We start from the raw sequence: 22,336 nt of genomic DNA on the forward strand, positions 1-22,336 counted from the left end.
GAATACAATTTAAATGCGGAAATTAACCGAATATAATTCGAATGGCATCTTCAATTTTTCCAACTTGATGCACTTTTATATTATAGTTATCCTGTTTTACGCCTTTGTTATATTTGGAAATAATGATACTTTCAAAACCCATTTTTTCTGCTTCAGAAATCCGTTGATCGATTCTACTCACCGGTCGAATTTCACCGGAAAGACTCAATTCTGCCGAAAAAGCAATGCCATTTGTAATGGGAATATTGGCGTTTGAGGACATGATTGCACAAACAACCGCCAAATCTAAAGCAGGATCATTGACTTTAATTCCACCGGCAATATTTAGAAAGACATCTTTGGCGCCTAAATTAAATCCGCAACGTTTTTCCAAAACAGCAAGTAGCATATTTAATCGTCTTAAATCAAAACCAGTTGTTGAGCGCTGAGGTGTTCCGTATGCAGCCGTACTGACCAAAGCTTGCACTTCAATCAACATTGGTCGAACGCCTTCAATTGTCGATGCGATGGAGATTCCACTTAATTGCTCGTCATTATTCGTGATTAAAATTTCTGAAGGATTATCAACTTGTCGCAAGCCTGCACTCACCATTTCATATATGCCTAATTCGTTGGTTGAACCGAATCTGTTTTTAACCGATCTAACCAAACGATAAACGTGATTGCGGTCCCCTTCGAAGACCAAAACGGCGTCAACCATGTGTTCTAAAACTTTCGGTCCTGCTAATGATCCTTCTTTTGTGATATGTCCAATTAAGAATACCGGTGTGCCCGATTCTTTGGCGTATTTCAAAAACTCTGCCGTACAAGCTTTTACTTGTGATACACTTCCTGGTGAAGAATCAATCATAGAGGTATGGACGGTTTGTATGGAGTCGATTACCAATAAATCAGGTTTAACAGCTTCTAATTGAATGAAAATATTTTCTATTGAAGTCTCCGTTAAAACGTAACAGTTTTCATTTTTAGAACCAATTCTATCAGCTCTCATACTCACCTGTTGCTCACTCTCTTCTCCTGATATATAAAGGATGGTTTTGTCGACCTCACTCACACTCAATTGTAATAATAAAGTTGATTTTCCAATGCCTGGTTCCCCACCAAATAAGATTAAAGAGCCCGGAACAATTCCTCCGCCTAAAACACGGTTCATTTCCTCATCTTTTAACATGATTCGACGCTCTTCTAACCTTTCAATGTCGTTTAATTTATGCGGTTTAGCAGCACGTTGACTTGATGATGATGAAAATGGGGTTGCACTTTTAGGTGCTTTCTGAATTATTTCTTCGATATAAGTATTCCATTCGTTACACGAACTGCATTTACCTACCCATTTTGGCGATTCTGTTCCACAATTTTGACAGAAAAAAGAAGTTTTAGTTTTAGACATGGTTTTAACTTTGCACAAAGGTGTCAATTATCATCGTAAATTTTTTACGTTTAAATTTAAATATCATTTTAAGGCTGTACTTATTTCCAATTTAGGCATTTTAAAACGAATTTTTGCCGGATGGAATTACAAGATGCCATATCGTTCTAATAAAATTGTGCCTATTCATTTATAAAGTATTAATTTTAGTTTTTTAATTAGAACAATGGCCAAATTTATATCGTATAATGTTAACGGAATTCGTGCAGCTTTGAAAAAAGATTGGATGGATTGGTTAAAAAGTGAGAATCCGGATGTCGTATGTCTTCAAGAGACAAAGGCACATAAGGATCAATTAGACCTTGAAATTTTTACAGAGGCGGGATATCATACTTATTGGTATTCAGCTGAAAAAAAAGGATATAGTGGTGTTGCAATTTTTTCTAAAAAAGAACCAGATCATATTGAATATGGTTGTGGTATTGAAAAATATGATGCTGAAGGTCGAATTATAAGAGCGGATTTTGGTGATTTTTCTGTGTTGAGTTGTTATTTTCCGAGTGGAAGTAGTGGGGATGCGCGGCAAGATTTTAAAATGGAGTATTTAAGAGATTTTCGTGTTTATATAGACGAGCTTAAAAAAACAAGACCCAATTTATTGATATCTGGTGATGTAAATATTTGTCATGAAGCGATAGATATTCATAATCCTGTTTCGAATAAAAAATCTTCTGGATTTTTACCTGAAGAAAGAGAATGGGTGACTGAATTTTTAAAATCAGGGTTTATAGATAGTTTCCGAACGTTGAATAAGGAACCTGATAATTATACATGGTGGACTTATAGATTTGGAGCAAGAGGTAAAAATTTAGGATGGCGAATTGATTATCATTTTATAAGTGAGTCTTTAGGTGATAAATTACAGAAGGCTGCAATTTTATCAGAGGCAGTGCATTCAGACCATTGTCCAATTGTGATAGAAATGAATGACGTTCTGAATTAAAAGAAAGTAGATTAGGACGAATTAATTGATTCGGTTATATTTAATATTTTGAAAGTTTCAGATTCTAATTAGTAATTTGTGGTAGAAATAATAATTGGCGGTATTGGATATGGTTTACTATTGAGTCTAATGGTGGGGCCAGCTTTTTTTATGCTGATAGAAACAAGTATTGTTAAGGGCGTTAAATCTGCTTTATACATGGATTTAGGGGTGCTATTAAGTGACCTGATATATGTTACTGTTGCATTCTTGTTTTTTCAAGAGGTACAAGCTTTAATGGAGAGTGATCATCGTTATGCAATGCGTATAATAGGAGGTGTGTTTTTTATACTTTTTGGTTTGTCAAACATTCTTGGTAAAAAGATACCTGTCAAAAAGCAAGCAGATAGTCCAGGTGTTATGGATGCGGCCGATCTAAAGGCTAATAATTATTTTATGATAGCAGCCAAAGGTTTTATGATTAATGCGATTAATCCTGGGGTCTTATTTTATTGGTTAACATTGTTATCGATAATACCTGATTCGCCTGATAGCCTTGATATTAACAAGTTCTACACTCAGTTAATTTACATTTCAATCATTTTAATCACATTTTTTGGAATTGATATCTTAAAAATACTCGGTGCTAAAAAATTAAAAGACTTTTTAACCCCAGCTTGGATTCGTATAGTGAATCGTGTACTTGGTTTTATCTTAGTAACATTTGGTACGCTATTTTTAATTCAAGGAATCATAGCGCTGCTAAAATAAACCGTAACATATTACCCATTTTTACTTATTAAAGAAACGACTTAACATAAAATGAAATTCCTTCTATTTATTACTTTTATTTTTGCCTCATTTACACTGTCTTATAGTCAAACAAAACCAAAAATGGTCAAAAATTTTTGGGACTTTAATAATTCAGTTCTACAAAGCCAAGGTTATTATTATGCCGATGAATTTACTGGTGCTACAACAGATGAGCATGGTTTATGGCGTTATTATGACGAACAAGGCAGGCTAGAGGAGGAACGCAATTATTTTAAAGGACAATTACATGGAAAAGTAGTTACCTTTTATCCGAATGGAAAAGCAAAAGAACAAGGTTTTTTCAAAATGGGGCATCAAGATAGTACAGTTGCAAAATGGTATCCTTCAGGTAAACTAATGGAGACCGGTACTTATAAAATGGATCAACCCATTGGAGAATGGAAACATTATTATTCTAACGGGTTTTTAATGATGGAAGAAGAGATTATCGATACCATTACTTATGTCAAAAATTTCTGGAAACAAGACAGTACACAGACCTTAAAAGATGGTGATGGAAAAACATTTCTTTATTATGCAAGTACAGGATATTTGGACGAATATTATACGTATAAAGATGGTTTAAAAAATGGTCCTTTTGAGGAGTTTACTGTTGCAGGAAATATCTTTGTTAAGGGTAACTATGTTAATAATAAAAAAGAAGGAACGTGGAAATACTTTTATTACACTGGGACTTTAGATCGAATCGTAAATTATTCAGGGAATAAATTGACGGGACCTTATTCGAAATATTATGACAACCAAAAATTGAACGTCACTGGGGATTTTAACAATGGTCAAAAAAATGGGCATTGGACTTGGTATACGACAGTTGGAACTGTTGATATGGAAGGTGATTTTAAGGACGATTTACAAGAAGGATTGTGGACCTATTGGTTTCCTGGTGATTCTATTCACGTAGAAAGTGAAGGCACATTTAAAGCTGGAAAAAGAGATGGGAACTGGAAATTTTATTATAAAAACGGACAAGATTGGAAAACGGGGAATTATTTAAATGATTTAGAAGAGGGAACATGGAAAACTTGGTTTGAAAACGGGCAATTATTGAAAGAAGGAAATTTCGTTCAAGGCAAAGAGAATGGTCATTGGATTCAGTATTTTGACAATGGAGATGTGAAGAATGAGGCCCATTTTAATATGGGCAAATTAAACGGAGAGTGGTTGTCTTATTACAAAAAGAATGTGCTGCATGTAAAAGGTGTTTACGAAGAAGATTTAAAAACGGGAGAATGGCAACGGTATACTGAGAAAGGGAAATTACAGGAAATTGGATCGTATAAAATTATAAGTTATAAGAAACACGTCAAATACGGGCCGTTTTCTAAGCGTTCAATGAAGGAAAGTGTGAAGGATGGTCATTGGATATGGTTTTCGGATAAGGATGGAAAAATGACGCACGAAGGAGATTATAAGAATGGAAAGGAAGAGGGTGCTTGGATCTATTATTATCCTGGTGGTGCTAAGGCCAATCGCGTAATTCATTATAAAGATGGAAGATTAGATGGCAAGATGCTAATCTATCAATGGAGACCACATCGTGTCACACAAGAAATATCTTATAAAGACGGCTTAAAACATGGTGATATGTTTATTTTCGATAAACGAGGAAAACCTGTTGTAAAGAAAACTTTTGAAGAGGGTAGTGAAGTTCGACCAGATGGAAAAGGAAAAACTTTTAAACCATAATTAACTCAGTATTTCTTTAACGTTTGCTGCTATTTTAAGCGTTAGATCATCAGTCGGTAAATCATTGTCATCTGTTCCGAATGGATCCTCAATTTCTTCTGCCAATATTTCTATACTGACTAGTACATAAAAGATAAATATACTTACTAGTACTGAGTAATATCCAAACGATCCCACAAAAGCCAAAGGGATTGTAATCACATATATAAAGATGAATTTTTTGAGAAAATTACTATAAGAATAGGGAATTGGTGTGTTTTTAATTCGTTCGCAAACCCCTAAAACATCAATGAAACTATTCAAGTTTGTATCAAGAATCATATAGTCGATTTCACTTAAATTACCTCTTTTTTGAATGCTTTTTAGTTTTTGGTACATCAGGTTTGAGATGAAATTTGGTTCGTGATCAATGCTTTTAATTTTGTCCAACTCTTCTGGAGTAAGATCTAATAATTGAAAGGATTTATTATCTCTTAAATGTTCTTTTAAAGCAATAGCATAATTGGTAATCATTCGCTTGAAAAATGTTTTGTCTTCAGTTGAATCTATGGCAGCATTAATTTTTATTGCAAAACTTCTTGAATTGTTCAAAAGCTCTCCCCATTTTTTTCTGCCTTCCCACCATCTATCATAAGCTGTATTCGTTCTGAAAACTAATAGTAATGACAAAACAAATCCTATTAATGAGTAAACTGCAATCAGTTCACTCCATTTTTTCATGTTTTCAAAATAATTAATTTCAATATAACTTAACCCAAATACAAAAACGGTAAGCATTACCAATTCTTTCCAAAGAATGAAAAGTGTGTCACTTTTGCGAATTGTGATAATGTGTGAGAACCAAATTTTGGGATTGTATTTAATCATTTTTGAATTTTTTGGTAAAAGTAAGGATTTCTAATTATTCTAATTGTCAAATCCAGTCTGTAGATATACTATTGTGAAATACTACTAACCTCAGCTTGACTATTTTTTAGCCGAAGTCTCAACATTTTCTGGTCCGCTATGAAAATTTGTTGTAATCGAGCTGAGGTTACTATATTTGTTTTGTGAAATGGATAAAAGAAAAAATATTTTGGCTGATTCGTTGGTTCAAAGTAATCGTTGTAAGACGCATTATTCATTTTTCGCGGCGTATAATTTTACCGGGATTTGAAGGGGTTTCGCTTTGGGAAATTCTATTCTTTTTTGTTTGGTCAATTAGAAGAGGGTTATTGTCTACAAGAGCTTCATCCCTTGCCTTTCATTTCTTTTTAGCCATGATTCCTTTTGGATTGATTCTGGTCGTTTTAAGTGCTTATATTCCGTTTTTTGATCTAGAAAGGGATGTTGCGCCAGTTTTGGGGAGTTTTATTCCCGAATCATTGTTCAATAACTTTACTTCTAATTTGGACGAGTTTCATAATTCAACTGTGAATTCTTTAATTTCTTTTGGATTTATTCTAGCGCTATATTTCAGCTCGAATGGATTTACGGAACTCATTCAAGCCTTTAATAGTTCTAAAGCAAACTTTGACAAGAGGTCCTGGTTGTCTACAAAAATCACTTCTTTTTTATTCGTTGTTGGAATTATAATCGGAATTTTAGCTTTGTTTTTAGGCGTTTTAATTGTTCGAAAGATGCTGCATTTTGCAGGAGAGAACAGCGATTTTATAGCCAATAATGTGAGCTGGATATTTTCTACGATAACATTCGTTGTTGTTATTGCAACACTTTATTTCACGATAGCCTTTATATATTACTTCGGACCATCGAACAGAAAACAGTTTAAATTTTTCTCTGCAGGTGCAACTTTGGCTACTGTTTTGATTATTCTAAGTTCACAATTATACTCTTTTTATATTCAACAATTCGCTACTTATAATCAACTATACGGATCCTTAGGAACGATAATGATTTTGCTGTTGTGGATTTATTTGATTTCGTTTGTGCTATTACTTGGTTTTGAGTTGAATGCAAGTATTCATGGCGCAATGCAGAAGAAAAAATTAGATAATTTAGGTGAAATTAAAGAGCGATATAAGAAAGAACCAGTTATTTAAAATTTATTTTACGTAGATAACTTCCTTGTATCTCTTTATATATATTAATTTTATAGGTTCAAAAGAAAAATTTTATGAAAAAGAGTTATTTAGTATTCGGTTTTATTAGTGTTTTTTTAATTTCATGCGGTGGTACGGAAACTGTTGAAGAAACGGTAGTTGAAGAAGTTGCAGTAGAGGAAGTTTGTACTTATAACTACGATCCTGGCAATACAGTTTTAACTTGGACAGCATATAAGCATACAGCAAAAGCTGCGGTAAATGGAACTTTTGCTGAGATAAATGTTGAGGCGAATGCTGATGCTAGTGATATGTACGGTGTTTTAGAAGGAGCTAATTTTAGTATTCCAATTAATAGTTTGAATTCTCAAGATGAAATTAGAGATCCAAAAATTAAAGCGAGTTTCTTCGGTGAAATGGATTCTACTAATTTTATTACTGGAAAAATAAATTCAATTAATGCGAGTGGAGCAAATGTTGACATTACAATGAATAATGTGACAAAAGCTTATGATGGTGAAATCACAGTTGATGGTGAGTCAATCACGTTTGTAACGCAAATTGATATTTTAGATTTTGAAGCGCAAAATGCATTCGATGTTTTAGGTGAGGCTTGTGCTGAAAAACATACTGGAACAGATGGTGTAAAGAAATTCTGGACAGAAGTAAATATTGCAATTAAAACGCAATTAACTAAGACTTGTAAATAGATTGAAGCTTAATTTACCCTTGTTTTTGAAATGAATAAAAAAGTTATTGTTACGGGTGGAGCAGGATACATTGGTTCACATACTGTCATTGAATTAATTCATGCTGGTTTTGAGCCAATTATAATTGATGATTTTAGGAATTCTAAACCTTGGATCATTGATCGTATTCAAGAAGTTTCGGATGCCAAGGTACTTTTTTATGAAGTAGATTGTCAAGACAAAGATGCGGTGGAGACCGTTTTTAAAGCGCATCCTGATGCCGCTGGTGTAATTCATTTTGCTGCCTACAAAGCAGTCGGAGAATCGGTTGATAAGCCTATTGCGTATTATCAAAATAATGTAGGTTCTTTATGCGTTATTTTGGAATTGATGGAGACTTATAAAATTCAACATTTTGTATTCTCGTCGTCATGTACAGTTTATGGCGAACCAAAATCACCGATTGTTGATGAGTTAACGCCTATTCAAAAAGCGACTTCTCCATATGGTGATACTAAAATTACTTGTGAGAAAATAACAGAATTTGAACAAGCGTCTAAAGGAACACTAAAAGCCATTTTATTGCGTTATTTTAATCCAATAGGGGCGCATGAATCCGCAAAATTAGGTGAGTTGCCCCAAGGGATACCAAATAATTTGGTGCCTTATATTACTCAAACGGCAAAAGGTATTCGAAAGGAACTGACCGTTTTTGGTTCAGATTACAATACAATTGATGGCACAAATGTGCGTGATTATATTCATGTTGTTGATTTAGCAAAGGCGCATGTTGCGGCATTGAATTATGCAATTAATAAAAGTGGTTCGTTTTGCGAACCGTTCAATTTGGGTACTGGCAAAGGGACTTCCGTTTTAGAAATTATTCAAACGTTTGAAACGGTTAATAATTTAAAGCTGAATTATAAAATTGGACCGAGAAGAGCAGGCGATGTAGAACAAATCTATGCCAATGCGAATAAGGCGAATAAGGTTTTAAATTGGACTTGCCAATATGGAATAGCAGAAGCTTTAGAGCATGCTTGGAATTGGGAAAAAACTTTAAATTAACGTGAGATTTAGTTTAGCAATATTATTTTTATTCGTTGTTCAATTTTCATTTGGGCAAGATAGTGCTGGCGATCATCCTTACTTAGATCGCAAGCCTGGATTGTTCCGGTTATATTCGGGTTTAACGCCATACGATGAAAAGAAAGCAACTAAATTTGACAGATTCAATACTGACTTCTTTTATAATGATTGGCTAGGAGATCTAGGTCAGGTGTCCACCAAGTTCTATTCAATAGGGCATAATATCAACTTAATGTTTGATATTCCTTTCTCTAAAACGTCTAGAATGGGTATTGCTATAGGTCTAGGTTATGGACATTTTAGCGTTCGTCATAATGGCGAGCTTTCTTTTAAAAGTGAAGCGGGAATGGCAGCCTATTCAACTCATTTAAAACCCTATTTGGGGGCTGAAAGATGGATCAATAGAACTGTTTTTAACTTTGTTGAAGTGCCATTCGAATTGCGATTTCGTTCGTTAAAAGAAAGAGGTAAATGGAAGTTTTATCCAGGGTTTAAAGCTGGATTTATGGTAGAGAATTACTCTAAATGGCGAATTGGGAGCAATGAGTTTAAAAACTTTAATTTCCCAGATTTGAATCGCTTACATTATGGTCCAACTTTAAGAATCGGTCGTGATAATATTTTCCTTTTCGGTTATTACGATATGACAACGCTATTTACACACCCAAATAGTAGCCAATTGCAGTTAATAAGCTTGGGTGTGAGTATAGGTTGGTTTTAAGATCTATTTGTTGTAGTTTAAAGACTGAGAAGAATGGCTAAAATTATATAATTAAGGCCTAAGCCTAAAAAGATGATCCAAGCAATTTTTTCGGCTCTAACTAGTTTTGTAAGTTCACTTCTATTATTCGTTAAATCAGTTTTCATAATTGTTATTTTGAAACAAATTTAAGTCGAAAGTACGGGATGACTTTATTTATTAACGCTGGTACGAATGAGGGTTTGCGGAAATCGCAATTAAGAGATTAATTAAAACCTCTTGTTGTTTTGATTAAATCGTAAGCATCAGATATCTTTTGGAACTTAATTTTAGCGCTTTTTTGCATTTCAGGTCCTAAATGACTCACTTTATCAGGGTGGTGAACCATTGCCAACTTTCTATAAGCCTTTTTGATTTCTGCATCAGTCGTGTCTTTATTGACTTCTAATATTTTATAAGCTTTATCAATTGAGCTTGTATTGTACGAATTAGAGCCACCTGTTCTGCCGTTTCTGCTGTATTGTTGATCTGACTCTCGTCGGTACTCAAACATTGCTAAAATCGACTGAAAACTAGAAGCGGGAATAGAAATTGATTTTGCAATTCGAACCAACCAATTGTACTCATTTTCGGTGAGCATTTTATTGGATACAGCAACACCGGTTAAAAAGTGCATTAATTGAATCTTTGCCGCAAAATTGTAATTCTCATTAATCACTTCGAAAATAGCATCAACATTGATGTTTTTCTTCAATAATTGATTCAAGTTATTCATGTGTTGAATCACTTCTTGGGAAGAGAAATCACGAGAAAGTCTGTATCTAACTAGGTCTAATTCCTTTTGCTCAACACGACCATCCGCTTTAATGATAATTGAACTTAATGCCAATAAGAGCTCTATAAATTGATTTTGGTCACCAAGAATATTGGCATTTTTACCTTGGTCTTGATTGGCACGTGAAGACACTGAAACAATGTATGTCACTGCCGCCATTAATAAGCCGCCGAAGACGTTTTTAGACAAATAAGCACCTATGAAAAATGCAATAAATGGATAAAGAAAGTTAGGTGCGTTCATTTAATAAACTAGCTTAATTTAGGATGACAAATTTACAATTTATATTTGTTGAAACGTCTATTTTTAACAAAAAGCCGTATATTACTTAGGCTAAAAAGAAAAGAGTATGTTAGAAAAGTTGAATCCTAATGGTTTTACCAATTGGGAGAAGAAAAAAAATCAGAAAGAAAAAAGAAATATTCTTGCTGAAAATGAAAAACTAATAACAGAAATTGAAGGACTTCAAAAGAAGTTGTTTGCGAATAAAAAGCACAGTATTTTAGTCGTTTTACAAGGTATTGATGCATCAGGAAAAAATGGTGCTATGCGTTCAGTTTTTAGCAATATCAATCCTTTGGGATGCCGTGTTTACAGCTATGGTAAGCCTACTAAAGAGGAATATTCACATGACTTTTTGTGGCGTATCCATCAAAATACACCTGGGAAAGGTATGATTCATGTTTTTAACCGATCGCATTATGAAGATATTCTTGTACCAACCGTAGAAAATTTGTTTTCCAATGATATCATTAGTCGTCGTTATGATCATATCAACAATTTTGAAAGGATGTTGACGGATAGTGGTGTAATCATTTTAAAGTTTTATTTACACATTAGTAAGGAAGAACAATTAGAAAGATTGATAGAACGGGTTGAAAAGAAACGCAAACATTGGAAACATCAGGATGACGATTGGGAAACACGTAAAAAATGGGATAGATATATGGAGGTTTATGAACAAATCTTTTCCCGTTGTAATGAAGTGCCTTGGCATATCGTTCCGTCAAATAGAAATTGGATAAAAGTGAATACAATTGCTAAAGTTTTGCATAAAACCTTAAAAGATTTGAAATTAGATTGGCCTGCACTTGAAACAGAAAAGTTCAACAATAAGGTGAATTCTTAGTCTGCTAAAAGCAATAAATCTGTACGATTTGTTTCTGTAAGATGTGCTTTTTTTATAACACTTTTAGTCGTTTATTTAAATAACTTTAATTCAGCTCTTCTGTTCAAGGCATCGTTCGACTCATCAACTAAGAAAGCTTCACCGTAAGCATTAATTGCAAATCTCGATTTGTCAATTTCATATTTAGAAAGATACTCCGCAATCCATGTTGCTCTTTTTTCTGACAATATCATATTGTAATCACTCGAAGCAGTTGCATCAGCATAAGCAGAAATAGATAGTTTCAAAGTCGGATAATCTCGCATTAATTCCAATATCGTTCGCAACTTACCTAAATCATTTTTCATAACTTTAGTTTGATCCGAATCGAAATAAACGGTAATGATTTCATATCGATTACTCATATCAAGGTTGAATTCCTCTTCATTATTTAATAAAGAAACTGTATTTTCTGACTTGTCACCTTCAGGTTTAAAGACAAAGAATTTATCCTCTGTTGATTGAATTTTGGCGATCACCATACCATATCTATTGACGATATATAGTTCTAAAACGTCATCACTCTCTGCTAAGAACATGTATGCTTCGTCTTCAGGTAATCCGGTAAATGAGAATCGACCTTCTTCATCAGATAATTCCATCCCAATCTCCTTACCAGCACTTGTATAAGCTCTAACTTCAAGTTCTCCGGTCTTTTTATTTGAGTCCTTCACTTTAAATTGACCAGAAATATTGATGTTATCAATTTCAAAAATGTCACTTCTTTCTTGAATGAAACTTAAGTTGTTTTCCGTATTTGCTTTAATCAATCGGTAGACGAATTTGGCATTATTGTTAAACTTCAACTCTGTAAATATTTTTTCGCGAGAATCATATATATAGAATAGGAAGTCGTTTGTTTTATTTGGAATGTGAACGAAATACTTTTGTTTCATATCCAGATCGATAAAGTTAAAGTTACCGAATTGATCTGTTTTAGATGTTCCGACCACTTTGCCACTCGAATCGAGCAATTGGATTGGGTAATTACTCAACGGACGTTCATTTTCTTCGTCGTAAAATAACTGGCCAAAAAGTTTCGCACGATTTAACGTGAAATCTTTCATATCTTCAGGAATGAAGCTGATGATTCCACTGTTTTCGTAAAATAGTTTTTTGTATTTAAAAGCACCTTTTTCATCTAGAAGTAGGTTGGCAATTGTATTTCCTTCGTCATCAAAAAGTTCTAGAATTAATTCTTCTGATAAATCTCCACCTAGAATGATTGCTAAGTTATTTGGATTTTTGATGTCGTCAAAAGAAAATTCTCCATCACTGTTTGTCTCTCCCTGATAAACAAAGTCACCTTGTTCGTCCACTAATTTTACAGCAAGATTTTCAGCTCTTGCATTCAGTTTCCTAAATGTAAATGAACCAGATATTTTGTTTTTCACAGTAACTTTTCTCTCTAATGTAAAATAGAATATGTCATCATTTCCATTCTTATTAGATGTATAGTAACCCGCTTTCATGTCGGGTGTGATACAAATACCAAAATCTTCAAATTCAGTATTTAATCCGTTCAACTTGATCGGGAAAGATTCCTGATCGAGTGAGTCAAGTATGGCAACGTAAATGTCTAATTTGCCCTTTCCTTTTTCTTTGTCACTTGAGTAGAAAAGGTTGTCATTTATGTAATACGGGAACTTTTCATTGCTTGCAGTGTTGATACTCGTAACATTAACAGCTGGTTGCCATACTCCATTCACCAAGTCTGAATAATAGATGTCATTCTCTCCCTTGCCTCCAACTATGTCAGAAACAAAGTATAGACGTTTTCTTTTAGAATCGTAAGCAGGATGGGCGAATGTATTGGTTGGGGAACTGAAAGGTAATTTTCTTATTTGTGTCCAATTATTATTCTTCTTGACAGCCATAAATAATTGTGGCAAATATTTTTTCTCTCCTGAAAGAGTTTTTCCAAGTTCGACTTGCGTAAAGAATAAAGTATCACCTGTTACTGAGAAGCTAATTGGTCCAGTATGCGTTTTAGATTTAATTTTATTTGACATCAAAACAATTCGATTGACGTTGACAGAATAATCGTCATAAATTTTAATGTCACCTTGGAAAACGTTTAAATAACCATTTTTTTCCCAGTTATTTTCCCCTTCGTTATTCTTATTGTATTCTCTTGAGGAGGTAAAATATAAAGTACCATCATGAATAATCGGACTAAAGTCATCTGACGGTAAATTCAGTCCTTTAATTGGTTGGACGTTTGCAACCAGTTCAATTTTTTCAATCTCATATGTTTGGGCATATGAATTGAAAAGGGCTAATATGAAAGTAAAAAGTAAAGCTAATCTCATTTTATAAATATCTAGGTGAAGTAACGACACCTTTTTTTAAGTTAAAATCAAACCCTATTAAAATCTCGTGCGAACCGTATGAGTAACTACTCAATTTGGTAAGCGATAAATCGTACGAATATCCAATTCTTAAATAATCTGTAATGTTAATATCCGTCAATAGAATTATACTATTGAAATTTCTTAATCCAATACCGAGCCAAAAACGTTTATAAAACATTGCTTGTAGATTAAAATCTATACTTAACGGAGCTTGTTCCGTGTACTTCATTAGTATTGAGGGTTTTAGAATCGTGTTGTAATTTACATCAAAAACATATCCTGAAGTAAAATAATAGTGTCTTCTTAAATAATAACTGTCATGATTGGTTAACCCATTCAATTTGTATTGGTGTTTTGTAATGTGAGTTGACGAAATACCTGCGTAGAATTTTGGTGTATAATAATAAAGGCCAAAATCAAAAGTAGGTGCAATAGCGCTTGTTTTCAATTTTGTATCCACTGCGTCATTTTCTTCTCTAAACTGTAATTCGTTAAAATTTAGTTGGGTGTTTAAAATTCCTCCCCTTAGACCAAATGATAGAATACCATCTTCTAAAACTAAATGGTATGCTGCTGTTGCTTGAGCAGTTATATTTCTAGTGGGTCCAAATTTGTCATGTGAAAAATTGGCGCCCCATGCTAATTTGTTTTTATTTGTCGGTACATGGATTGACAATGATTGTGTATTGGGTGCTCCTTCAAGTCCTACCCATTGATTTCTATTGATCAAAACCGCTGAAACCGCGTCTCTTGATCCCGCATATGCAGGATTAACGATGTATGGATTAAATAAATATTGGCTATATATCGATTCTTGTTGCCCGAATGCGGACAATTGAACTAATAATAATATGATGACACAATATCTCATTGATTTAATATACTATTTGAACCCAACCGGCTTCACTTAATTCATTATTTACTTCAACTACATAGTAATACGTGTTAGGTGGTAATAATGTTCCTTTTTTATCTGTACCGTCCCAAATTGTATTGATATTATCGTAATTGTCGAATTCTAATATTTTATCTCCCCAACGATTAAAGATCATCACAGTATTGGGTAAGTAGTTGATAAGATTTTCGATGTACCATGTGTCATTTGTCCCATCTCCATTCGGTGAAAATGCGTTGACAACATAAATAGTACATTCGTTTTGCGGACTAAAACCTAAGTGCAGTGTATCGTATACAACACAATTATCTTCATTGGTAATTTCAACCATATAATCATGTTCTTGTAAAGTAAAAACTGAAGGCCTATCGCTTACAATATTGTAAATTCCTCCACTGTTTTCCCATGAATAACTAACACCACCATAGGCAGCCAATTCTGCTGACTTGCCTAGGCAAACTTGAATATCGTCACCTGCACGCATACCTGCTGTATCAGATAATAATATGGTTATATCACTAAATGTACTTTGACAACCGTTGATGTCTTTAACTTGAATAAAGTAATTGTTTTCACCAACGTCTAGGAGTGTCGGAATGTAAAAGATACCTGAATCAAGAATAGGGTCGAGTTCACTGTATTTTCTCCAGTATACTGTTGCATCATCGGCGGTAATATCCGCTTCCATTGTCAAAAGTTCATCTTGAGGACAATATAAATATTGCGTTGATTTAACTTCGTTAATAATTGGAAGTGCAAACGCTGTAACAATTTTACTGATGGTGTCTTTACACGTCAATTCTGTTCCAGGGGTAATGTATCTTACTGTATAAGCGTTCCCGTTTGTATTGGTAATCGTTCCTGTTAATTCATCAATAATTGCATCGTCTAAAGGGGTAGGGTTGAATTCAAATATTCCTCCAGCTGTTCCTGTTACTTCAGCATTGTTTTCATCACCAGCGCAGAAGTTGTCAAAATCAAAATCGGCGATTTCTGAAATCATTGCAAGGGTATTCATCGTATCTCTTTCTGAACAAATACCAACAGTATACTCTATTGTGTAAGATGTTCCCGGAACTGCATCAGAAATATAGCCAGTGATTGGATCAATTAATGCACCGTCCATTAAGTCCGGAGCAAAACTAAAGCTACCGCCTTCAGTTCCAATATCAGTTGGTATGCCAATAAATTCTGCACAAAAATTTTCAAAGTTAAATGACTCATCTGTACTGATTACTGAAACCAAAATCGTGTCTTGTTCGGCACAAACACCAACCGTATATTCGATAGGATAAATCGTACCCTCCTTACCGTCAAATATTTGTCCAGTTAATGCATCAATACTTGCTCCGTCTAATAAGTCTGGTGCAAAAGCAAATGTTCCACCCGGACTTGCAGTCACAGCTATTTCACTATCTGTATTCGGACAAAACTCGGGAATGCTAAAGCTTTCGTCTGTTTCAATGATATGGACAAGAACTGTGTCCTCTTCTAAACATGCACCAACCATATAAGCAATTGCATAAGTTGTTCCTTCTACAGTGTTTGACAATTCCCCTGTTTCGTCGTCTATTGAGGCTCCATCAAGAAGATCCGGTGCTAAATAAAATAGGCCATCTGGAGTCATAACATCAAAGGGAGCTCCAACTGTATTTGGACAAAAGTCTTCAAAAGTAAATGATTCGTCTGTTGGAATTACTATTGCAGTCATGGTATCTCTGTCGTCACAAACACCTACGTGGTATATTATAGAATATGACGTGCCTTCTACACCGTCACTCACAACACCTGATATAGGGTCAATACTTGCACCGTCACCTGGTAAAGGGGGTAAAAAACTAAAATCTCCGCCTAAATCACCTGTTAAGACAGGAACACCATCTGTTCCAGGGCAAAAATCGTCAAAAATAAAGCTTTCGTCAGTCTCAATCACATTAACCAATACAGTATCAACTTCGTTACATATTCCTACTTCATATTCTACTGCGTATGCTGTTCCTTCAATACCATTTGTAATAAGACCACTAGTTGGATCGATTAAAGCGCCATCTAATAGGTCTGGAGCGAAAGTAAATGTACCTCCAGGAGAAGCTGCTGTAGCAGGAAGACTAGTACTTGCGCAGAAATCATCTAAGCTAAAACTTTCGTCAATCGTTATAACAAATACATCTTGTGTACTCGACTCCGAACATAGACCTACTACGTATTCAATATTGTAAGTACTTCCTTCAACAGTATTGGTTAGTTCACCTGTTAATAAATCTATTTCAACGCCATCTAAAGGATCTGGAGATAAGTAGAATGCCCCGCCAGGCGTTACAATGTCGGAAGGAGTGCCGATAGTTCCGGGACAGATATCCTCAAAATTAAATGATTCGTCAATATTGATTACCAGTGCAGAATTGGTGTCTGCATCTCCACAAACGCCAACGGTATAGATTATTGTATATGTCGTACTTTCAACACCATCACTTACGATTCCAGTTGTTGGGTCAATTGATGCACCATCTATTGGAGCTGGAAGTAGGAATGAGAAAACTCCTCCTTCATCTCCCGTTATAACAGGGATTCCGTCAGTTCCTGGGCAAAAATCATCAAATTCAAAAGACTCATCCGTTTCAATAACATTTACAAAAACGGTATCAACCTCTCCACATGAACCAACGGCATATTCTACTTGATAAGCAGCGCCTTCAATTGCATTCGTAATAACACCTGTACTTGGATCGATTAAAGAGCCATCAAATAAATCAGGGGCAAAACGATAAGTTCCACCTGGTGTATTCGGTACGGCAGCATCACTTGTTTCTGCACAAAAATCAGCTAAACTAAAAGCTTCATCGGTTGCTTCAACTGTTATAGAGACACTATCTATTTCGTAACAAGCTCCAACTAAATATTGTATGGTATAAGTTGATCCTTCAACACCTTCGGTAAATTCACCAGTAATTGGATCTAACAATGCACCATCACCTAAATCTGGCGCCAGTGAAAAGATTCCACCTGGTGAAGCAATATCATAAGGTAGACCTGTATCACCTGGACAAAGATCATCAAACGAAAAGGATTCGTCAGTTGGCAATACATGAACTTCAACCGTGTCCTTATCATTACAAGCACCAACAGTATAAATAATGGTGTAAGTTTCACCTTCTATTGCATCAGAAAGCAAACCTGTTGTTGGATTTAGAGTAGCACCATCTAGTGGATCAGGAGGTAAAAAACTAAATGTTCCACCTGCATCACCTTCAATAACCGCAATCCCATTTGTGCCTGGGCAAAAATCACTCATGCTAAAGCTTTCGTCTGTTTCAATAATAGATACAGTAACAGAGTCTCTTTCGCTACACACGCCAACTGTATATTCAATTGTATAACTAGATCCTTCAGTTGTTCCGCTTAATTCACCCGTAGCCATGTCTAATATTGCACCATCAACTGGATCAGGAGCGAAGTTAAATACGCCACCAGGTGTTGCTATTACTGTAGGGAAACCAGAATCAGCCTCACAAAAATCGTCAAATGTAAAAGATTCGTCGGTTGGTATAACTTGAACAGCAACGGTGTCTTTATCGTCACAGGTACCAACAGTATAGATTACGTTGTAAATAGTACCTTCAACACCATCGCTTATTGTCCCTGTTGCGTCATCAATACTTGCACCGTCTAATGGAACTGGACTTTGAAAGCTGAATACACCACCTGCTTCACCGATTATCGTTGGCGTTCCATCAGTCTCAGGACAGAAATCAGCAAATGAGAAACGTTCATCCGTTTCAATAATACTAAATGTAACCGTGTCTTTATCGTCACATACACCTACAGTATAAATAATTGTATAATCTGTTCCTTCAATTGCACCAGTAAGTTCTCCTGAATCTGGAACGAGTACTTCACCATCAGCAGGAGCGGGAGGTAAGAACGAGAAAATTCCGCCAGCATCACCAATTATAACAGGTGTTCCGGTTGTGCCTTCACAAAAATCTGCGTATGAAAAGCGTTCGTCTGCTTCAATTGCAAAAGCGGTAACTGAATCTCTTTCGCTACATGTACCAACTGTATATTGGATCGTATATGAAGTTCCTTCAACGGCATTTGTCAATTCTCCTGAACTAATATCAATACTTGCACCGTCACCTATATCAGGAGCGAGTTCAAATTCTCCACCAGGAGTTGCAATAACTGAAGGATAACCATTTGTAGCGATACAAAAATCATCAAATTCAAAAGATTCATCAGTTGGGGTAATTGTTACAGTAACTGTATCTTTGTCGTCACAAACACCAACGGTATAAATTATATCATAAGAATTCCCTTCAACACCATCTGTTAATTCGCCTGTACTGGCATCAATAGCTGCACCATCTAAAGGATCCGTTTCAAAACTGAAAACACCTCCTGCCTCTCCAATTATAACAGGTGTGCCTGATAGACCAGGGCAGATATCATCAAAAGAGAATCGTTCGTCTGTGAAAATTGTTGCTACTTCAACAGTATCAACTTCAGCACAAACACCAACTTCATATTCAATATAGTATGTATTGCCTTCAACAGCGTTCGTAATTTGCCCGGTTGCGGCATCAATTGAAGCGCCATCCGCTGGGTCAGGTGCAAATTGAAAACTACCACCAAGTGTTTCTGTGACTGGCACTTCGCTGTCTGGAATACAGAAGTCGCTAACTGTAAAACGTTCATCAGTTGGGATTACTGTAACTGCAACCGTATCACGGAAAGCACACTGAAGTAAATCGTAAATTACATAATATGTGGTTCCTTCAACACCATCTGTAATTGCACCAGTACTTGCATTCAACGTTGCTCCATCAGCAGGGTCATCCCTAAAAGTGAATGTTCCGCCAGGTTCAGTAATACTTGAAGGTAAACCGATTGTTCCAGGACAGAAATCAGGATAAACAAAACTTGGATCTAAATCAATAACTGTGACAATTAATGTGTCATTATTATTACACTCATTAACATTTCTAAATATCTCATATGAGTTTCCTTGAACACCTCCGGTTAAAACACCAGTTAAACTATCTAATGTTGCACCATCAGCAGGGAAAGGACTTGTAAAACTGAAATATCCATCGTCACCAAGAATTACTGCACGTCCTAAAGAATCAGGGCAAAAATCGTCCATACTAAACGAAGGGTCACCACTTCCTTCAACCAATAAATTATTTCCGAATTCGGATGTATTACCAGAATTAATACGGGTCACTGTCGCGGTGATGCTTGTACTGACAGGAATGACTTCACCATGATCAAATTCGAATTGTTCGGGTGTTGAAACAAGTGTAACATTTTGAAAGCCGATAAAAGTTTTTCCTTCTCCGTTTGTTGCATCTGGAGAATCAATTGTGAAGAATTCGACCCGACAATCAGAACCAACAGGAAGGTTTAATTGATATCCTGTTTTTGTGTCTTCAGCGTCACATGATACTGAATAGATAAGTTGAGGAAAGTCAATTTCATGATTTTGCCCAGTAATATTTAAACTAGAATCGTTTGGTAATACAAGTCCATCTCCTTTAAGATCTATTCCTTGCGCATTATTATTGTAAATTGAATTGCGATAAAATGAATTGTATTGAGACAGTCCTCCTTCTGCACCGACATTTATTCCGCTTCCATTATTGGCTATATGATTACCATATCCATTTTCAATATTTCCTATTATATTTCGATTGGCATCTTCTAAAAGAATACCTGCATTGGTATTGTCAATTTCTCCGATAAGATCAAGTGCGACACCAATACAATTATTGTAAATTTTTGATGAATCTGAATCTTGTAAATAAATACCGTAGTCATTTTTACCAATAATATTTCCGCCATTGGTTAAATGAGATCCAATACTATTGGCATCAGACTTTACCAAAAGTCCATAAGGGGTTAAACTACCCCCAGAAATCTCATTGATACCGTCATTCGCAACCCCAATAATATTACCGTAAACCTCTATGGCGCGACCAGATTTTAAGAAAATATTAGACTTATCGCGTAGGTCGTCTGATCCATTTCCTGAAATTACATTTCTTTGGTAATGTTCCATTCCTCCTATTATAACACCGTCGGCATTTTGCGAAGTTATACCAGAAGAAGCGTTTCCATTTGCTACATTTAAGCTGGAGATACCAATTTCATTTCCAAATATTTTTGTGTTATTACCGTCATTATAAATGGCAGAATTATCAAATTTCATAATTCTGAATCCTTGAATAATTGATCCTTCTGAGTCCGCTGTAATTTCGAAACAATTTGTAACGCCACTGCCGTTTTCTAAATTTATTGCAATAATAGCTGGCGTTAACTCAAAATCGCCTGGAAGTGGAGGTCCTGGGATACTACTAGAATATTGACTATATCCATCAATAATATATCCGTCCGAATCTAAAATTGCAGTTTCTGACAAATCTATATCGCTAATTAAGTCAGGTAAATCAAATTCAATATAATGCATTTCATCCTTTCGCTCAGCATCGGATAATGCCCATAATAATGAATTTGCCGTGGCTTCATCACCACCATCGTTTGTTACACGCAAGTGAGTATATTCGACAGCGCCAGCATCAGGATAAACTAAGAATGCACTAGGACCTTTTAAAGCACGCGGTGCACGTCTACAGTCGAAATCAGGCGTACGAACATTTGGAGCCTTTGTATTGATTAATGCTGAAGCTGGGTCAATTATCGGCCAATATTTTAATCCAAATCCATCTTCTAAGATTTGATCTCTAAAACCTAAATTAAGACCGAGACTGAAGTTGTCTCCTGCTAAAATTGGAAAAGTTAAGAACTCTAGTGCATAGTTGGCTCTAAATCGATTGCCTCCATATGAAATTGTTGTACCTGAAAATGACACTTGGTTGTTTGTACCGTTATCGCCAAACGCGTTGTTTTCAAAATAAACAGCAGTTCCACCACTTGAACCCATTACTTCAGGGAAATTATTGGCATTGTTTTGAAAAAAGGTATTGTTATAAAAACGGACTGAAGCATTTCCTTGTAGTTGAACAGCAGCCGAATAATCTGAGGCATAGTTGTTAGAGAAAGTACAGTTAATTACTTCTGAACTCCTAGAGCCAGTGAAGTATATTCCTCCAGCTATTAATGCTCTGTTGTTTATAAATGAGCAGCTATAAAAATAACAATTCGAACTTTGGACTAGGGCTGCCGCACCCGTTTTTGAGGTACTCGTTAAATCATTGTCTTCGAATAAGCAATGCTCTATTACAATATTTGTAGGGCAATTTACAAGAGATAACAATCTTGTGGCACCATCAGCACCAACGAAACCAACACCTGATAATTTTAAATTGGTACAGTTTTGTATTCGTAATAAATCACCATCATAAGATGAGTTAGGTGCAATTGTTAAATGTTTTGGATAAGGACCAATAATGGTTACATTGTCTAAGTTGTCAATGTTAATAGTACTTGTCAGTCGAATTGTTCCTTTGACGTTAAAAATTATCGAATCGTTATCGGCTAACATGCTAACGGCTTCACGTAAAGTATTTGGTCCAGTATCAGCAACACTGGTAATCACAAACGTTCTTCCAAACAACGACCATGAACTACTAATGATCAATAAAAAACTAAATAATATTTGTTTTGTTCTGTGCATTAATTTGCTCCACTAACTTTATTTATCAATTTTTCTTAAAACGACTTTCTATTACAAAAA

General features: G+C 35.2%; 15 protein-coding genes. 8 read left to right on the forward strand and 7 right to left on the reverse strand.

From position 1 onward, the window contains the following. Positions 1–22 precede the first annotated feature (22 nt). Positions 23–1,390: a DNA repair protein RadA gene (gene radA / locus T367_RS0115040; protein WP_027420590.1), complete on the reverse strand. Its 1,368-nt coding sequence runs from the start codon at positions 1,388–1,390 to the stop codon at positions 23–25. A gap of 205 nt (positions 1,391–1,595) precedes the next feature. On the opposite strand from radA, the gene T367_RS0115050 reads away from it, so the two are divergent. The 3 genes from T367_RS0115050 (at position 1,596) to T367_RS0115060 (ending at position 4,871) form a co-directional block, all read left to right on the forward strand. Beyond that, positions 1,596–2,372 carry an exodeoxyribonuclease III gene (locus T367_RS0115050; protein ID WP_027420591.1) on the forward strand — a complete coding sequence of 259 codons (777 nt, stop codon included), beginning with the start codon at positions 1,596–1,598 and terminating at the stop codon, positions 2,370–2,372. 78 nt (positions 2,373–2,450) lie between these two features. Then, positions 2,451–3,122: a LysE family translocator gene (locus T367_RS0115055; RefSeq protein WP_027420592.1), complete on the forward strand. Its 672-nt coding sequence runs from the start codon at positions 2,451–2,453 to the stop codon at positions 3,120–3,122. A 51-nt stretch (positions 3,123–3,173) separates the two neighbouring features. After that, positions 3,174–4,871 (forward strand): toxin-antitoxin system YwqK family antitoxin, encoded by a 1,698-nt coding sequence (locus T367_RS0115060; RefSeq protein ID WP_027420593.1) that lies wholly within the window; start codon positions 3,174–3,176, stop codon positions 4,869–4,871. Here T367_RS0115060 and T367_RS0115065 read toward each other — a convergent pair whose 3' ends face one another. Continuing rightward, positions 4,872–5,738 (reverse strand): bestrophin family protein, encoded by an 867-nt coding sequence (locus tag T367_RS0115065; protein WP_027420594.1) that lies wholly within the window; start codon positions 5,736–5,738, stop codon positions 4,872–4,874. A gap of 182 nt (positions 5,739–5,920) precedes the next feature. On the opposite strand from T367_RS0115065, the gene T367_RS0115070 reads away from it, so the two are divergent. The 4 genes from T367_RS0115070 to T367_RS0115085 all read left to right on the forward strand — a co-directional run bounded on the left by T367_RS0115070 (position 5,921) and on the right by T367_RS0115085 (position 9,412). Continuing rightward, the gene (locus T367_RS0115070; protein WP_027420595.1) at positions 5,921–6,913 is read left to right on the forward strand and encodes a YihY/virulence factor BrkB family protein; all 993 of its coding nucleotides are present in this window, start codon (positions 5,921–5,923) and stop codon (positions 6,911–6,913) included. A 74-nt stretch (positions 6,914–6,987) separates the two neighbouring features. After that, complete coding sequence (locus T367_RS0115075; protein ID WP_027420596.1) at positions 6,988–7,623, forward strand: YceI family protein; 636 nt, start codon at positions 6,988–6,990, stop codon at positions 7,621–7,623. A 30-nt stretch (positions 7,624–7,653) separates the two neighbouring features. Then, positions 7,654–8,670 (forward strand): UDP-glucose 4-epimerase GalE, encoded by a 1,017-nt coding sequence (gene galE / locus T367_RS0115080; RefSeq protein ID WP_027420597.1) that lies wholly within the window; start codon positions 7,654–7,656, stop codon positions 8,668–8,670. A 1-nt stretch (position 8,671) separates the two neighbouring features. Then, positions 8,672–9,412, forward strand: coding sequence for a porin family protein (locus T367_RS0115085; RefSeq protein WP_027420598.1), 741 nt, complete (start codon positions 8,672–8,674; stop codon positions 9,410–9,412). 17 nt (positions 9,413–9,429) lie between these two features. Here the strand turns inward: T367_RS0115085 and T367_RS25515 are convergent, their stop codons facing one another. Then, complete coding sequence (locus T367_RS25515; protein ID WP_262485462.1) at positions 9,430–9,558, reverse strand: hypothetical protein; 129 nt, start codon at positions 9,556–9,558, stop codon at positions 9,430–9,432. 98 nt (positions 9,559–9,656) lie between these two features. Continuing rightward, complete coding sequence (locus tag T367_RS25185) at positions 9,657–10,469, reverse strand: DnaJ domain-containing protein (protein ID WP_051568589.1); 813 nt, start codon at positions 10,467–10,469, stop codon at positions 9,657–9,659. A gap of 106 nt (positions 10,470–10,575) precedes the next feature. Between T367_RS25185 and T367_RS0115100 the strand changes: the two genes are divergently transcribed. Then, positions 10,576–11,355, forward strand: coding sequence for a PPK2 family polyphosphate kinase (locus T367_RS0115100; protein ID WP_027420599.1), 780 nt, complete (start codon positions 10,576–10,578; stop codon positions 11,353–11,355). A 71-nt stretch (positions 11,356–11,426) separates the two neighbouring features. On the opposite strand, the gene T367_RS0115105 is transcribed toward T367_RS0115100, so the two are convergent. From T367_RS0115105 to T367_RS0115115, 3 genes are read right to left on the reverse strand one after another with little or no spacing between them, the layout of a single operon-like run. Then, positions 11,427–13,706 (reverse strand): OmpA family protein, encoded by a 2,280-nt coding sequence (locus tag T367_RS0115105; protein ID WP_027420600.1) that lies wholly within the window; start codon positions 13,704–13,706, stop codon positions 11,427–11,429. Between the two features lies 1 nt (position 13,707). Beyond that, complete coding sequence (locus tag T367_RS0115110; RefSeq protein WP_072032213.1) at positions 13,708–14,619, reverse strand: PorP/SprF family type IX secretion system membrane protein; 912 nt, start codon at positions 14,617–14,619, stop codon at positions 13,708–13,710. A gap of 4 nt (positions 14,620–14,623) precedes the next feature. After that, complete coding sequence (locus tag T367_RS0115115; RefSeq protein WP_027420602.1) at positions 14,624–22,276, reverse strand: T9SS type B sorting domain-containing protein; 7,653 nt, start codon at positions 22,274–22,276, stop codon at positions 14,624–14,626. Between the last annotated feature and the right edge of the window lie 60 nt (positions 22,277–22,336).

The sequence above is a fragment of the Crocinitomix catalasitica ATCC 23190 genome (assembly GCF_000621625.1).
GTDB classification, from domain to species: Bacteria; Bacteroidota; Bacteroidia; order Flavobacteriales_D; family Crocinitomicaceae; genus Crocinitomix; species Crocinitomix catalasitica.